The organism is Gemmatimonadota bacterium (assembly GCA_030747075.1).
Lineage (GTDB): Bacteria > ARS69 > ARS69 > ARS69 > ARS69 > ARS69.
In genome coordinates, this window is record JASLLL010000001.1 from 85,721 (window position 1) to 100,888 (window position 15,168).

Here is a 15,168-nt window from a genome sequence, read left to right on the forward strand (position 1 = left end):
ATCCAGTTGTCTGCCATGCCACTCGATGCGGGAACTCAGCCCTCGTCCGTGGCGATCTCTCTCTGCTGTGTTTCCACTCCGGCGAGCGCACGCGCAAAAGCCTCTGTGTCGAGAATCAGATCCACCGCCGCCTGCGCCTGCGTGTCGTTACGGAGGATCGCGCTGTACATGCCCGCTGTTCCGTGCACCTTGGAGAGAATCTCCCGCTCAAGAGCAAAGGCCACATACTCGGCGTTTCGATCGAAGTCGCGACCCTTCTCCAGTTCAAACCGGGCGCCCAGCCCTTCCAGCGCGGAGAGCGTTTCGGCGTCGTATTCCTCTTTTTCCAGAAGGTCACGCAGGCGCGTCAGTTCCATCTCGGCGGCCGTTTCGTACTCAAGGTCCTGCGTCTCCAAAAACGCACGGAACTCCTTCACCAGACTCTCACCCACGCGGAAGTCTGTGGGGATCTCCTTCTCTCTCGCAATGAAGTCCACCGCAAAATGGAAGATGTGATTCTGTTGCTCCAGTTCAAATCCGAACCGGGTGCGATAGTCCCCTTCCATCTCGATGTCCGGAACAATACCGCCGTCATCCCCCGCGTCTTCGTCCGCGTCCTCGTCTTCCTCTGCGTCCTCCGACGGTTCCTCCGGGACGGCCTCCGCGTCCAGCGGGTCCTTCCCGTTGATCAGTCCGGTGGTGTCGCGCTGAAGACAACGCCCCGATGGCGTGTACCACCGCGCCGTGGTGAGCTTCAGGTTGGCTTCCGGACTCATCGGGAGAAGTGTCTGCACCAGTCCCTTGCCGTATGTCGGCTCCCCGAGAATGACCGCCCGGTCGCTGTCCTGAAGCGCACCCGCGACAATCTCCGACGCACTCGCCGTCGACCCGTTCACCAGAATCACCACGGGAATCCCGTCCGGGAATACCGTGTTCGAAGAGGAGCGGAACTCGCGACGATCCCGTTCCGACCTCCCCTGCGTGTAAGCGATCAACTCCCCCTTGGGCAGGAACATCTCCGAGACGGAAACCGCCTGCGTCAGAAGGCCACCATGATTCCAGCGAAGGTCGAAGACGATGCCCCGCGCGCCCTGATCCAACAGGTCGCGGAGCGCGGCCTCCACTTCTTCTCCGGTGTCTTCGCTGAATCGTGACAGACGCAGATAGCCAATGTCGTCACGGACAATCCGCGCGTCGGGGACGGAGTTCAGTTCGATCACATCCCGCACGATCGTCACTTCGAACGGCGCGGGTTCACCCTTGCGCCGGATGGTGATGGTGACTTCCGTGCCCTTGGGTCCGCGAAGAATGGACGCCGCCTCCGCGGTGGTGATCCCGTGCGTGCTCTCCTCTTCGATCGCGACGATCTGATCTCCGGCTCGAATGCCCAGCTTGAATGCGGGCGTTCCTTCGATGGGGGAAACCACCGTCAGCCAATCGTCGCGGATGTCGATCGAGATCCCGATCCCGCCATACTTGCCCTGCGTCTCCAGCATCAGGCGGTCGAACTGCTTCTTCTCCATAAAGTTCGTGTGCTGGTCCAGCGAGCCCAGCATCCCCTCGATGGAGGCGCGAATCAGATCTCCGGAGTCCACTTCGTCGACATACTGGTCGAATACGGCCACAAGAACTTTGTTGTAGACCTTGATGTCGTTGAAGATGTTGCGGGCGGCCTGGGTGCGCGTGGTCACCGCCACCACTGCCGCAACAACGAGAAGCGGCACAATCACACGGAATACATGACGGCGGCGGATCATCAGGCTCGACTCCCTCCCCGGACTCGCGAATGCGGCCGGATGCGGACCATGAGTAACGGACCGGGCACGCCCGCGCGAAACCCGTTCCGGGAGATTTACCAACCCCGCTCGACCGGAAAAGTGCCCTCGGTCGGGCGGGGAATCCGAGGTTTATTCGCGGTCCCGGGCAGCCATTTTCTCGGCGTGGTCGATGTCCTCCAGGGCACCCTTCGCGAAGAAACTCACCAGTTCGGAAGAACTCCCGGCCGCCTTTTCAAGGTGGGGCCGTGCCACCGGATCCCCAAACCACCCCAGCGCAAACGCCGCATCCATGCTGACGAGTTCCTCGTCCGACCCCAGCGTCTCGATGAGGTGGGGGATGGCCTTGCGGCCTTCCTCCGCGAGAATCGGGGTGTCCTGCGTTCGGGCCACGGCACGACACGCCATGGCTCGTGTGGACGCTTCCGGATCCTCCTGCAAGAGGCGAATGACCGGATCAATCCACCGCGGGTCGTCGATGTAGCTCACGGTGTGCATGGCATACTCGCGAACGGGAGTACGGCTGTCGCCCATCAGATCCACCAGTGCGGGAACGCTCTCGTTGCCGATGATCCTCAACTCGAAGAACATCCGATTCCGCATGGGGTCGTTGCCTTCCAGGATGGCCGTCACCATCGTCTCGATGGCCGTGGCGATCGCGGCCGCGGTATCCTCTGTCTCGTCCTGCGCGGGAGCGGGGGCCGTTGTCCCGCTCAGCGCGAACAGACACGCCCCAAGGACGAGAGTGGTCGCAAAACGGGGAATCCTCATCATCTCCATCCCTCCGGGTACCCGGGTTTGACGCCCCCTTGAAGCGGGGGCTGCATCAGTTTCCTGCGGCGCTTGCCGCTCTCCGAACATCCTCTACCGTCTGCCGCACATACCATGACGGATCCTTGGCCCCGGCACGAAACGCCTGTTCCACGGCTTCGTGTCCCAACCAGCGCGAGAGAGACTGAAACGCGGCATCCCGCACCACCCACTCCGAATCCGCCGCGGCACGCAGGAGAAGTTCCCGCGAGCGACGGGATCGGGACTCGGCCAGCCCCTCGGCCGTCAGACTCCGAATGGCCGGAGAGGGGTCGCCCAGACTCTTCAGCACGAGATCGTAACCCGATTCCTCTCCAATGAGAAACAGCGAGATCCCCGCGTGGGCTCTTTCAAAAGCGTCGCCCGTCAGCGCAACTCCTCGAAGAGCGGACTGTGCCTCACTCTCCCCCATGCGCCCCAGCGCACGAATGAGCAGGATTCGATGGTATCGATCCGCGAAGGTGTCCGGCTCCGTGCCCGCCAGCGACGCTTCCAGTTGGCGCAGAAGGGGGGCCGTCGCGCGGGAATCACCGATTCTCCCGAGCGCACGAATGGCCCCGGCGCGAACATCGCGAGCGGGGTCCTCCAGAAGGGGCAGCAGGGAATCCACGGCGGCCGAACCGAGCGGGATCAGTTCCTCGACCGCCGCATCCGCCGTGAGGACATCTTCCGACCGAAGGTGCCGGAGCCCGTCGTCAAGCGGACTCCCGACCGCAGGCCGGACGCTCCCGCCGCACACCGTGAGAATCACGACCATGCAGACGGGTGAGAAACGCTGAGGCGGCATCACGAGAGGCCTCTCCGGGCGGTAAGTGGGCGGTTTCCGGACACGAGCCCGGACGGTAGCAACCCCCCGGGAAGGGGTCAAGAAGCCCGCCGGTCGGAAGTGGCCGCAGCAGAGTGTGGCGGGAAGCGCGGACGAGGCCGCGTTTCGTGGCAGGCTCGTCGCGAGGGTTTGCCCGGTGGTGGATGGCAAGAAGTCGGGGCGGGATCGACCGGAGGCGGGGCAAAAGCCCCGTCGAGGATCGATACCGCCCCGAATGCGCAGCCAGGCGCCGCCGGGAGAAGCCGCAGCAGAGCCTGCCACGAAACGCGGCCTACAAGTAGGGCAGGATCACATTCATCCGCTTCTCGTCGCCTTCGTCCAGGACGCCGAGGCGGCGAAGCTGTCGAATCCGCTTGGGAGATTTCTTCGTCAGGATATGGTTCTTGAAGCCCTTTTTGTGGCGGAGCTTCCCGGTGCCGGTGCGCTTGAAACGCTTCGCGGCACTTCGGTTGGTCTTCATCTTCGGCATTTCCGCCTCCGGTTGCGCCCTCTACAGCTTGCTGTGCTGGAGGACTTTCTCGCAGCACTCGGCTGCGGCCTGTCCATTGTTGAACTTCATCCCGCAAACGCGACAACGGTGATCTCCGCCGACGCGCCCTTCCTCCACAGCCTTCCGGAGGAGGAGTTCATAAGTACTGTTGGTGCGGTCCTTCTCCAGTATCGAAGTGTCCTTCTCGCGAATCATCATCACTCCCTTCACGGAGTCCCACCCCACGGACCATACCGCCTTCTCTGGAGCGCTGTTCGGCGCGATGCATGTCGGTGCTCTGGAAAAGGCGCGCTCTCAAGTCTCTCTTATCTCTTCTTGCGGGCGGCCTGCCTGCGCCGCTTCTCCGCCTTGAGTGCCTTCTTTCTCTTTCGTTCGGAGGGCTTCAGGAATCGGCTGCTCTTCTTGATGTCCTGAATGACCCCTTCTTTTTCACACTTCTTCTTGAAGCGCTTGAGAGCCCGTTCGATCGACTCATTGTCCTTCACCTTGATCAGCGGCATAGAAACTGAACCTTCCGGTAAACGGTACACCGAAGTCCGGGGGCCAGCCTGAACCAGCGCCCACACTACGACGACTCGCCTTGGTTTTTCCTGACTTGCACACAATCGGTCGCGAGAGTATGCACTTGGCCTTTCTGGTTGTCAAGTTCCCCCCATTCCCATCTTCGGATGCGACGGAACCTCGTGTCGCATTGCACCTGCGTCGGAACCGGCGGCCGCTGGTTTGGTCGCTCGGCGACTGCCGGGCGGTTCCCCGGGGGACGCGCGAACGGGGAGCGGGCAGATTGCAGATTGCCCCCCCGGCAAACCTCAGACCACGGTGCAGGTCTGCCATCTTGACAGGCACAGGCGGTATTCCTAACATGGGCGGGTTCTCAGCCTGATTCCGGAGGTCGATATGGCAGGCAGCACCCTTCTCCTGGCCGGGCCGTTCCCGGATTGGACCGACTTCGCTCGGGAGGCCATCGCTGAGGGCTGGAATGTGACACGGGTGGAGTCGGGCGCAGAGGCTCTCCGACAACTCCGCGACGCCCCTCCGGACATCGCCCTTTTCCCGGTGGAACTCCCGGACGGACCCGCGCGGAACCTCATCACACTGGGAAAACGCGAGGGATTGCAAACCGACTTCGTGCTTCTGGCGCCCGAGAACGGTTCAGGCCGGGCGGAACTCCTCGCTGAGGGAGCGGAAGATGTCCTCGACGCGACCACCCCCCATGAGCGGCTCCTGGCCCGACTCGACAGCCTTCGCCAGCGACGACGCCTCATCAACGACCTGGAACTGACGGTTCGGGATCCCGCCATGCTGGAGATCTTCGAGCGCGTGCTTCGAGCCGCACCGCTGAAGGTCACGGTGCTCATCACGGGGGAGAGCGGCACCGGGAAGGAAGTGCTCGCTCAGGCCATCCACCGGGCCAGTGATCGTGCGGACGGGCCGTTCGTCGCCGTGAATGTCGGCGCACTCCCCGCGAATCTCCTGGAGTCGGAACTCTTCGGTCATGAGAAGGGGGCCTTCACGAGCGCGGACGGGCGGCGGATCGGTCGATTCGAGTTGGCCGATGGAGGGACGCTCTTTCTCGACGAGATCGGAGAGATGGCCACCGAGGCGCAGGTGAACCTCCTGCGCGTGTTGGAGGAGGAACGGTTTCTGCGCGTGGGCGGATCGAAGCCGGTCACCGTGGACACCCGGATCGTCGCGGCCACCAACCGCGATCTGGAGGAAGAGGTCCGCGCCGGGCGGTTCCGCAGGGATCTCTACTACCGGCTCAATGTCGTCCACTTCCATGTGCCGCCTCTCCGGGAAAGGCGAGGAGAGATTCCCGCGCTCTTGCGGAACTTCGCGGACCGGACCGCCGCGCGACACGGGCTGGACTTCCCGGGGTTCACGCCCGAAGCGCTCGACGCGCTGGAGACCTACGAGTGGCCCGGAAATGTCCGCGAACTCCGGAATCTGGTGGATGGAATGATCGCGCTCCGCCCGGAGAAGCCCGTGGAAGCCGCCGACCTCCCACCCCATGTTCTCCACGAAGCCGCGAGGCAGCGCCATCTGCCGGCGCTCCCGTCGGATCGTACTCGGGAGGAGCGCGAGTTCATCATTCAGTCACTGCTGGCTCTACGGGCGGAAGTGGCCGGAATCCGGGAGCTGATTCTGGCCGGGGCGACGGGGCGCACTCCGGTGCCTCCGGGATTCACCCCGCCGTACGGGCCCGCGGGCGGTCCCGTCTATCCGACCGGACCGGTTCGCGTAGAGGAGGACCGGGCTGACGAAGCCGGGTCTCTTGCCGACATGGAGCGCCACGCCGTGGAGCGGGCCTTGCGGGAGTCCGCGGGGAACCGGCGGAGGGCCGCTCGCGCGCTGGGCATCAGCGAACGAACCCTCTACCGGCGCATCCGGGACTTCGGCCTTACCGAGTCCGGCGACTGACCCTCTTTCGCCGCGCGGGCTTCTTCTTCTTTCGGGCGGGCGCGGCACTCCGGTTGCGAAGCTCCGCCTGCGCGGCGGCCAGCCGTGCCACCGGAACACGGAACGGCGAGCAACTCACATAGTCGAGACCCAGCCGGTGGCAGAAGTCGATCGTGGCCGGGTCTCCCCCGTGTTCGCCACAGATCCCCACCTTCATGCCCGCACGAACCGCCCGGCCCTTCTCCACGGCGATCTCCAGGAGCTGGCCCACGCCGTCCACATCCAGCGTCGCGAACGGGTCCGCCGGGAGGATGCCCTGATCCACATAGTCGGGCAGGAACCGCCCGGAATCATCCCGGGAGAGACCGAATGCGGTCTGCGTGAGATCGTTCGTCCCGAAGCTGAAGAACTCCGCGTGTCCGGCGATCTGATCTGCCGTCAGCGCGGCGCGGGGAACCTCGATCATCGTGCCGACCAGATACGGAACCCGCATCTTCCGGCGGGCAAACACCTCTTCCGCCACCTTCCGAACGACCCCCTCCTGCAGCCGCAACTCCTCACTGTGCCCCACAAGCGGGATCATGATCTCCGGCCGGACGCGCATCCCCTTCTTCTTCACATCGCAGGCCGCCTCCAGAATGGCCCGGGCCTGCATCTCCGTAATCTCCGGATACGCAATCCCCAGCCGACATCCGCGATGCCCCAGCATCGGGTTGAGTTCCTTCAGCATCTCCACGCGCCCGGCCAGCACGGCGGGCTTCACGCCCAGCTTCCGCGCCAGTTCCGCGATCTCCCGCTTTCCGTGCGGAAGGAACTCGTGGAGCGGCGGATCCAGCGTGCGAATGGTGACAGGTTGCCCGCCCATCGCCCGGAAGATGCCGCGGAAGTCCTTCCTCTGGAGCGGCAGAAGTTTGGCCAGCGCCTTCCGGCGAGTGGCGGCATCCGGCGCGAGAATCATCTCCCGGACGGCGGTGATCTTGGGTTCGCCGAAGAACATATGCTCCGTCCGGCACAGCCCGATCCCCTCGGCGCCGAACTCGACGGCGATCTTCGCCTGCCCCGGTTGATCCGCGTTTGTTCGGATTCCCAGACGGCGCAGATCGTCCGACCACTTCATGACGCGACTGAAGATGGTGTGGTCCGACGACCCCGACCGGGGAGCCTTCCGCCCTTTTTCCACCGCACGCACCACATCGGACGGGTGCGTGTCCAGATGCCCCAGCATGACCTCACCGGTGGTGCCGTCGATGGAGATCCAGTCTCCCTCGCGGAGGACACGACCCTCTGCGCGGAGGGTGCGCTTGCGATAGTCGATGTCCAGATCGCCGCAACCGGCGACACAGACCTTTCCCATCTGGCGCGCCACCAGCGCCGCGTGCGAAGTCATCCCGCCGCGCGCGGTCAGGATACCGACCGCGGCGTTCATTCCGCGGATGTCCTCCGGGGAGGTCTCGATCCGCGTGAGAATGACCGCCTCCCCGCGAGCTGCCCACTCCTCGGCATCCTCCGCATTGAACACCACGCGTCCGGACGCCGCGCCCGGCCCCGCCGGCAGCCCCTTCGCCAGAAAGCTCCCGTCCGTCAGTGCCGTTCGCTTGGCAGCCGGGTCGAACCCGGGAGCCAGGAACTGCTCGATGTGGTCCGGATCGATCCGTGTGATCGCTTCGTCCCGAGTGATGAGCCTCTCCGCCACCATCGCCACGGCAATCCTCACGGCCGCCGTACCCGTTCGCTTTCCGGACCGCGTCTGGAGCATCCAGAGATGGCCGTTCTGGACGGTGAACTCCACATCCTGCATGTCCCGATAGTGCTTCTCCAGCGTCTTCTGAATCCGGAGGAGCTGGCGGTACACCCGGGGCATGATCTCCCGCAAGTCCTCGATGGGGTGCGGCGTGCGGATACCCGCCACGACATCCTCGCCCTGCGCATTCACGAGAAACTCGCCGTAGAACCGCTTCTCTCCGGTTGCCGGATCCCGCGTGAAGGCAACGCCGGTGGCGCAGTCCTCTCCCATGTTCCCGAAGACCATGGCCTGCACATTGACGGCGGTTCCCCAGTCGGCGGGGATGTGGTTCAACGCGCGGTACGCATCGGCGCGGTCGTTCATCCAACTGCCGAACACCGCTCCGATGGCGCCCCAGAGCTGCTCGTCAGGATCCTCCGGGAACGGATGGCCGGTGCGCTTCCGGATGGCACGCTTGAACTGCGCGACGAGATCTTTCAGATCCTCCGCCGACAGTTCGGTGTCCTGTGCCACGCCGCGCAGCCGCTTCTTCTTCTCCAGAAGCTCCTCGAAGGGGTCTGCATCGTCCGGCGACTCCGGGCGGAGCCCGAGAACCACATCTCCGTACATCTGCACGAAGCGGCGGTAGCTGTCGTAGGCGAACCGCGGGTTGCCGGTTCGGGCGATGAGTCCCTGCACCGTTTCATCGTTCAGTCCGAGGTTCAAAACCGTGTCCATCATTCCCGGCATGGAGACGCGCGCGCCCGAACGCACGGAGAGCAGGAGCGGGCGGTCCGCGCTTCCAAAGGTGGCACCCATGGCCTTCTCGACACGGGCCAGCGCCCGCGACACTTCCCGCCGAAGGGTGGAGGGGTACCGCTTCCGATTCTTGTAGTAGGCCGAGCAAACTTCTGTGGAGATCGTAAACCCTGCGGGAACGGGAAGGCCGAGATGCGTCATCTCCGCCAGATTCGCGCCCTTGCCGCCCAGAAGATTCTTGTCGGCGGCGCGACCTTCGGCCTTTCCGTCCCCGAAGTAGTACACATCTTTCCTGCGTGCTGGCATGGGACTCATTCCTTCCGCGCCACCCTCCGAGTACAGGCGGCGGTTTGTCGCTGATGAAAACCCGTTGGACCCGGAAAACTCCCAAGCTACCCCAATCCCCCGGGGCGGGCAATCGATTCGACCGGGAGCGGCTCCCGGCCGCCGCGTGCATCCCACCGGCGACACCCGGCGGCAGAGTCGGTAGTCTCCGGCCATGATGCGTCGTCTGATTCTCCCGCTGGGGATCCTGCTCTTCGCGCTGACGATTCGCGCGGGCCACCTCGCGGACTATCGCCACTCTCCGGCGTTCGTGGCTCCGCTGATCGACGCGCAGGTCTACGACCGGCTCGCGAGGCGGGTGGCGCAGGCAGGCCCGGGGGTGCTGGAGACGCCGTTCTATCAGCCCCCGCTCTATCCGCTTCTCCTGGGCGCGGTCTATGCCTCGGCCGAAGGCCACCCGATGGCGCCGAGGATCTTCCAGTCGCTACTGGGGGTGGGCACGGTCGGGCTGCTGCTTCTTCTGACTCCGCTGGCCGGAGGGCGCCGGCGGGCGGCGTACTGGGCAGCGTTCCTGTTGGCGGGCTATGGCCCCGCGCTCTACTTCGAGGGCGAACTCCTTCCGGTAACCCTGGTGCTGACGACTTCCACGGCCGCCATCCTCCTTTTCCTGGCGGCGGACGGCCCTTCGGCAAGGCGCTGGCACCTTCCCCTGGCCGGGCTTCTGCTGGGCCTGTCGATCGCCACGCGCCCCACCGGCATCCTGCTGGCGGGAGCGGCAGCGGCGTGGTGGGTCGCGCCCCGGGGTGCGCGACTGGCGCGAACCCGCGCGCTTCTTCCGGCGGCCGCCCTCCTTCTGGCGATGGTTCTCCCGTTCACGGCGGCCAACCGGTATCGCGGCGGGGAGACGGTGCTCATCTCCACAAACGGCGGCATCAATCTCTATCTGGGGAATGGAACCGGCGCCGACTCGCTGTCCGCCATCCAGCCGGGGGCGGCGTGGGAGCGGCTGCAGCGAATGCCGCTGGCGGACGGCGTGCGTACGCCCGGTGCGGAGTCCCGCTGGTGGATGCGGCGCGCATGGTCGGAGGCGGGGGCGGATCCTGCCGCGTGGGCCGCGAACCTCTGCCGGAAGGCGGCCCGCCTGCTCGATGCGCGGGAGCCTCCACGCAATACGGACATGGAGGCGTGGCGACGCGACTCACGCGTGCTCTCACTGCCGCTGGCCTCCTTCGCACTGGTGGCACCGCTGGCGATGGCAGGCCTCCTTCGCGGAGGACTGCGCGGGCGCTCGCGCGCTCTCCTGCTGCTGGCGCTCGGGGCTGTCGCCGCGCAGAACCTCCTCTTCTTCCCGGCGGCGCGATACCGGCTGGAGGCGGTGCCGTTGCTGTGCGTGTTCGCCGGTGCGGGAATCGATGGAATCCTCACGCGCCGGTGGACGCGGCGCGATCTTCCGCGGTGTGGCCTTGCCGTGGCCGCGGTCGCTGCCGTGGTATGGGCGGACCTCACCGGCGGTCGCGAGATGAACCTCACGCGAACGGCCATCAACCGGGGGGTTGCACTGCGCGAAGCAGGCCGAGCGCGCGAGGCGGAAGCAGCATTCCGCAACGCACTTCGCGCCGACCCCCACGACCCCGACGCGCACCGATGGCTGGCGGAAACGCTCCTGGCCCGCGAAGACGCGACCGGGGCACTGCGCCACTTCGACGCCGCGCTGATCGCCGCTCCGGACTATGTCCGGGTTCTCCTCGGGCGGGCGCAGGCGGCGGAGCTGGCCGGCGTATCCGGGGCGGAGGACGCATACCGCCGTGCGCTGGCCGTGGATCCGTACTCGACGGATGTTCGCCTCAACTATGGCGTGTGGCTGGCCCGGGCCGGACGAAGGGACGAGGCGCAAGAGATGTTCCGGTCGGGCCTGGAGCTGGAACCCGGGGACACCCGATTCTCCACGAACCTCCGACGCCTGCGGTCCGGGCTGTGATATTATCTCCGCTCATTTGTCCCCGTTGAAGGAGTGGTGAACCATGCTTGCCGCGTTTCTTCTCGCATTCGCCACGGGCGTCGCATTCCCGGCCTGGCAGGAAATGGCCGCCCGCGCCTGCGGCACATTCCCGCAGGTATCCTGGGGGCTTCTTGCGCTCGGCGGCGCCAGTCTTGCGGCCGGAATCCTGAGCGCAAGCCCGGCGCGGGGAAGGTTCGCACCGCCGCTGCTGCTCCTGATTCCCGCTGCGGCGGCTGCGGGAATCGGCCTGCTGACGGCGGCAACCGGATCGCTTCTCACACTCTTCGGCCTTCCCATGAACGCGGCGCCGGCTGCCAGAGCGGTGGGAAGCATCCTTGCCGCGCTCCCCTTTCTGGGACTCCCCGCATTCCTGCTCGGAATGGCGAGTGGGCAAGCGGTCGCTGCCCGGTTGAGTGCGATCGTCCCTGCCGCGGCGGCCGGGGTTCTCGCGGCGATGGCCGCGGAGTGGGCCTTTGCTCCCGGACTGGCCCAGCGCGGAATCCATGCCGCCGTGCTTCTGGTGGCGGCCGCGGCAGCGCTCCGGTGGGCACCCACCACAGATGCGGAAGGCCGCGCGCAGGCCGAAGACCGGGGCGACGGGCTGGCTCTCGCATCCGCCGCGTGCGTGCTCGCTGCGGGTGCGGTGGCACTGCACCTGCTTGCAGCCGGGAACCTCCGCCTCCTTCTGGCGGATTCCCTCGGCGGAGTACCGCTCATTCCCACGATGACCGCCCTCGGGTGGATGCTCGGCGGCGCTCTCGGCATCCTCTTCGCGCGGTGGCTCGGACGCGCCGGAATCCCGTGGGCCGGAGTCGCGCTGACTCTGGCGGCGGTCGCCACGCTCCGCGCAACCGGCAGTCTCCCGAAGGACATCTACCTGCTCCAGACCGTGATGGTCGACCACCCCGGTCCGGACGCCCTCCTCCACTGGGCCACGCCGAGAGTCGCGCGGCTGGTCCTTCCGCAGGCGGTCCTTTCGGGGATGGCGTTTTCTCTCCTTCCGGGAAGCATCCCGAGACCGACCCGGACCCGGGCGGTCGGACTGCTGACGCTTGCGGGAACTCTGGGCGCACTGATTGCCCTGGCCGCCGTCGGGATGACGCTTCCGCGCGCGGGCCTCGACACGGTTCTCCGGGGAGCCGCGTTCACAATCGCCCTCCTCGGCATACTGCTGACCCTTCTGTCCGCCTCCCCCCGAAGGCGCACTCTCCGCATCGGCGTCGGAGTGGTGGGTCTGCTCGCAGTCCTCTTCGCACATCAGGCCACGCCCGTGCCCAGGACCACGGAACTACTGGTGGAACGGTCCATGCTCGTGACTCGCTCCTCCGGCACCGCGGCCCAGACGAGCTGGCTCACCCTTCATCACGACGAACTCTCCGGGTCAGTCTCCGTCGCCCGGCGCGGAGGCGTGCGGCGCATTCTGACCAACGGGCGCTTCGAAATGGCGACCGCATCCGCCCGCAAGAGCCATGCGATGCTCGCGCATGTCCCGCTGCTCCTCCACGCCAAGCCGGAGCGCGCGCTTCTGCTGGGGGCGGGCAACGGGATTGCCCTGGCCGCCATCATGACGCATCCGCTGGAAGAGGTGGCGTGCGTGGATGTCTCCCGCGCCCGCTTCCATGCGCTCGCCCAGCTCGGCGGAGAGACCGAGGCCGCACTGCGCGACCCACGCCTTTCCGTCATCCCCGGGGACCCCGCCGCAGTGCTCCGGCGCGCGGACCCGTTCGATGTCATTCTCTCGACCATGGCGGGACGGTGGTCTGCGCTCGCCGCGCGCACCTCGTCGGTGGAGTTCTACTCACTCGCCCGTGACCGGCTTCGTCCGGACGGGCTCTTCTGCCAGTGGATTCCCGCACTCAGCCTGAGCCGGGACGGGCTGGAAGCGGTGCTCGCGACCGCCGCCGCCGTGTTCCCGCGCGTGGAGATCTGGGAGGCTTCGGAGGGAGATCTCCTTCTTCTGGCAAGCCGGACGCAATCTGCGGCACGAGATCTGCGCCCCCTTCTCGCGGGTTACGGGGAACCCGCGGTCGCCGCGAGCTGCCGTCGGTCCTGGATTGGCGATCCCGTGACGCTTCTCTCGCACTTCCTCGTGTCCGACGCGACCGTACGGCGCATCTCCCAGACGGCACCGGGACGACACACGCTGGACTCCCGGACTCTCACTCGCGAAGAAACCGCACGGCGCCTCCACGGTCGGCTCGTGAATCCCGTGGCCGGGCTCGCAGCCATCAGGGACGATGCCCTGGCCACCTACGCGGGAAACCCCGGCGACGGATTCCCGGAGGCTCTGCGCATCGCAGTCCGGGCACGCGATCTGGAACATGAGGGGCGCGCCATCGAACGGGACGGGGAAGCGCTCGATGCCGTTGAGAAGTACGAGGCTGCGCAGGAAATGAACCCGAATGACCCGTCGCTTCGGCGCTCGCTCGCATCCGTTCACAATGACATCGGCATGGCCTACGCCGGGCGGAATGCCTTCACGGCCGCCCACCACAACTTCCGCACGGCCATGGAAACGGACACCACTTTCGCGCTGGCCTTTGCGAACATGGGGCACCTGCTGATTCAGAACAACAACATGGAGTATGCGCTCTCGGTCACGCACGAAGCCACGAAGCTGGATCCGGAGAACGAGATCTACTGGGCACAGATGGGCCGCATCATGAAGCGCAACACTCGCTATGAAGAGGCGATTCCCTTCTTCGAAAAGGCATTGCAAAGGAACCCGGACTATGTCATCGCCATTCAGGAGTATGTGGACTGCACCCTGGCCGTGCAGGACATTCCCGATCTTCTGTGGGGAATCCGGACGCTCAAGAGGGCATTGGAGGTCGATCCGGGGAATCGGGAGATCCGGACGCGCATCACGCGATACGAAGACGCCCACAAGCGGCACTTCCGTTCCGACGAATCCGCTGTGCCGTCCGCCTCGCCCGACTCCGCGCGAGGTTCCGCCGCGCCGGACTCCGGTGCCCGGCGCGCGGGCTAGCCAGCCAACCGCGCGACCGCGTCTCCTGCTTCTGTCGTGGTGGCGGATCCGCCCATATCGTAGGTGCGGACCTTTCCTTCGGCGATGACCCCGGCCACGGCACGCTTCACTCGCTCCGCCTTGTCGGTTTCGCCCAGCCAGTCCAGCATCATCTGGGCGGAGAGGAACATGGCCATCGGGTTCACTTTGTTCTGCCCGGCGTACTTGGGAGCGGAACCGTGCGTCGGTTCGAAGACGGCGCACGACTCTCCGATGTTCCCACTCGCCGCGAAACCCAACCCGCCCACCAACTGCGCGCAAAGGTCCGAGATGATGTCGCCGAAGAGGTTGGAGCAGACGATGACTCCATAGGTCTCCGGGTTCTTCACCAGCCACATGGCCATGGCGTCGATGTTCGTCTCCCAGAGTTCCACGCCGGGAAACTCCTTCGCCACCTCGCGGGCTTCCCGCACCATGAGCCCGGAGGTTTCCCGCAGCACATTGGGCTTCTCGACAACGGTGACGGACGGATAGCCCTTCTCCTTCGCGAAGGCGAATGCATCGCGGATGATCCGGCGTGCTCCCTCGCGAGTGATGATCCGGCACGCGATCGCCATGTCCCCGGAGGCCACGGAGTCGAACTTCTTCATCGCCGGGCTTTCGGCGGCAAGCGCTTCCCGGACACCGTCCGGAACGGGGTGGAACTCGACGCCCGCGTAGAGGCCCTCGGTGTTTTCCCGAAAGACGACCAGGTCGATGCCCTCGCGGTAGTTCAGCGGGTTCCCGGGGAACGCGAAGCACGGGCGGCGGTTGGTTCGCAGGCCGAACTCCTGGCGCAGTCGCACGATCGGGCTGCGGTAGACAAGCCCCTTGCCGCGAAGCTCCGGGTTCAACGCTTCTTCGGCCTCTTCCTTCGGTAGCGAGGTAATGGCGCCGAACAGTGCGGCATCCGTACGCCGCAGGAGGTCCAGGGTTCGATCCGGAAGCGGGTCCCCTTCCGATTTCCAGAACTCCCAGCCGATGTCTCCATGCTCGTACTCGGCATCAAAGCCCACGGCGTCCAGCACGGTCCGCGCCGCATCCATTACCTCGACCCCGATCCCGTCTCCGGGAAGCCATGCAATCCGGTGCTTCGCCATGACCCTTCTCCCTTG

General features: G+C 65.9%; 11 protein-coding genes. 3 read left to right on the forward strand and 8 right to left on the reverse strand.

Annotated elements, in window-relative coordinates; genetic code table 11:
• Positions 1-35: 35 nt before the first annotated feature.
• The 6 genes from QF819_00300 to rpsU form a co-directional block, all read right to left on the reverse strand.
• Entirely contained in the window at positions 36-1,736 is a 1,701-nt protein-coding gene (locus QF819_00300; GenBank protein MDP6801604.1) for a S41 family peptidase, read from the reverse strand.
• Between the two features lie 150 nt (positions 1,737-1,886).
• A complete protein-coding gene (locus QF819_00305) occupies positions 1,887-2,528 on the reverse strand; it encodes a HEAT repeat domain-containing protein (protein MDP6801605.1) in 642 nt (213 codons plus the stop codon).
• Between the two features lie 52 nt (positions 2,529-2,580).
• Positions 2,581-3,351 (reverse strand): HEAT repeat domain-containing protein, encoded by a 771-nt coding sequence (locus tag QF819_00310; GenBank protein ID MDP6801606.1) that lies wholly within the window; start codon positions 3,349-3,351, stop codon positions 2,581-2,583.
• 310 nt (positions 3,352-3,661) lie between these two features.
• Positions 3,662-3,859 carry a 50S ribosomal protein L35 gene (rpmI, locus tag QF819_00315; protein ID MDP6801607.1) on the reverse strand — a complete coding sequence of 66 codons (198 nt, stop codon included), beginning with the start codon at positions 3,857-3,859 and terminating at the stop codon, positions 3,662-3,664.
• Between the two features lie 21 nt (positions 3,860-3,880).
• Positions 3,881-4,078 (reverse strand): hypothetical protein, encoded by a 198-nt coding sequence (locus QF819_00320; protein ID MDP6801608.1) that lies wholly within the window; start codon positions 4,076-4,078, stop codon positions 3,881-3,883.
• 107 nt (positions 4,079-4,185) lie between these two features.
• A complete protein-coding gene (gene rpsU / locus QF819_00325) occupies positions 4,186-4,380 on the reverse strand; it encodes a 30S ribosomal protein S21 (GenBank protein ID MDP6801609.1) in 195 nt (64 codons plus the stop codon).
• Positions 4,381-4,777: 397 nt separating this feature from the next.
• Between rpsU and QF819_00330 the strand changes: the two genes are divergently transcribed.
• Positions 4,778-6,301, forward strand: coding sequence for a sigma-54 dependent transcriptional regulator (locus QF819_00330; GenBank protein ID MDP6801610.1), 1,524 nt, complete (start codon positions 4,778-4,780; stop codon positions 6,299-6,301).
• Here QF819_00330 and ppdK read toward each other — a convergent pair.
• Positions 6,282-9,068, reverse strand: a complete 2,787-nt coding sequence (ppdK, locus tag QF819_00335) for a pyruvate, phosphate dikinase (GenBank protein MDP6801611.1) — start codon at positions 9,066-9,068, stop codon at positions 6,282-6,284. The two genes, QF819_00330 and ppdK, sit on opposite strands and share 20 nt — an antisense overlap.
• Positions 9,069-9,261: 193 nt before the next feature.
• Between ppdK and QF819_00340 the strand changes: the two genes are divergently transcribed.
• Both QF819_00340 and QF819_00345 read left to right on the forward strand, forming a co-directional pair.
• Positions 9,262-11,025 carry a tetratricopeptide repeat protein gene (locus QF819_00340; GenBank protein MDP6801612.1) on the forward strand — a complete coding sequence of 588 codons (1,764 nt, stop codon included), beginning with the start codon at positions 9,262-9,264 and terminating at the stop codon, positions 11,023-11,025.
• Positions 11,026-11,068: 43 nt separating this feature from the next.
• The gene (locus QF819_00345; GenBank protein ID MDP6801613.1) at positions 11,069-14,035 is read left to right on the forward strand and encodes a tetratricopeptide repeat protein; all 2,967 of its coding nucleotides are present in this window, start codon (positions 11,069-11,071) and stop codon (positions 14,033-14,035) included.
• On the opposite strand, the gene QF819_00350 is transcribed toward QF819_00345, so the two are convergent.
• Entirely contained in the window at positions 14,032-15,153 is a 1,122-nt protein-coding gene (locus tag QF819_00350; protein MDP6801614.1) for an isocitrate/isopropylmalate dehydrogenase family protein, read from the reverse strand. The two genes, QF819_00345 and QF819_00350, sit on opposite strands and share 4 nt — an antisense overlap.
• Positions 15,154-15,168 lie beyond the last annotated feature (15 nt).

Coding starts and splice junctions, on each gene's coding strand:
- QF819_00300 (MDP6801604.1), bottom strand. CDS start 1,736: ATGATCCGCCGCCGTCATGTATTCCGTGTGATTGTGCCGCTTCTCGTT.
- QF819_00305 (MDP6801605.1), bottom strand. CDS start 2,528: ATGATGAGGATTCCCCGTTTTGCGACCACTCTCGTCCTTGGGGCGTGT.
- QF819_00310 (MDP6801606.1), bottom strand. CDS start 3,351: ATGCCGCCTCAGCGTTTCTCACCCGTCTGCATGGTCGTGATTCTCACG.
- rpmI (MDP6801607.1), bottom strand. CDS start 3,859: ATGCCGAAGATGAAGACCAACCGAAGTGCCGCGAAGCGTTTCAAGCGC.
- QF819_00320 (MDP6801608.1), bottom strand. CDS start 4,078: ATGATGATTCGCGAGAAGGACACTTCGATACTGGAGAAGGACCGCACC.
- rpsU (MDP6801609.1), bottom strand. CDS start 4,380: ATGCCGCTGATCAAGGTGAAGGACAATGAGTCGATCGAACGGGCTCTC.
- QF819_00330 (MDP6801610.1), top strand. CDS start 4,778: ATGGCAGGCAGCACCCTTCTCCTGGCCGGGCCGTTCCCGGATTGGACC.
- ppdK (MDP6801611.1), bottom strand. CDS start 9,068: ATGCCAGCACGCAGGAAAGATGTGTACTACTTCGGGGACGGAAAGGCC.
- QF819_00340 (MDP6801612.1), top strand. CDS start 9,262: ATGATGCGTCGTCTGATTCTCCCGCTGGGGATCCTGCTCTTCGCGCTG.
- QF819_00345 (MDP6801613.1), top strand. CDS start 11,069: ATGCTTGCCGCGTTTCTTCTCGCATTCGCCACGGGCGTCGCATTCCCG.
- QF819_00350 (MDP6801614.1), bottom strand. CDS start 15,153: ATGGCGAAGCACCGGATTGCATGGCTTCCCGGAGACGGGATCGGGGTC.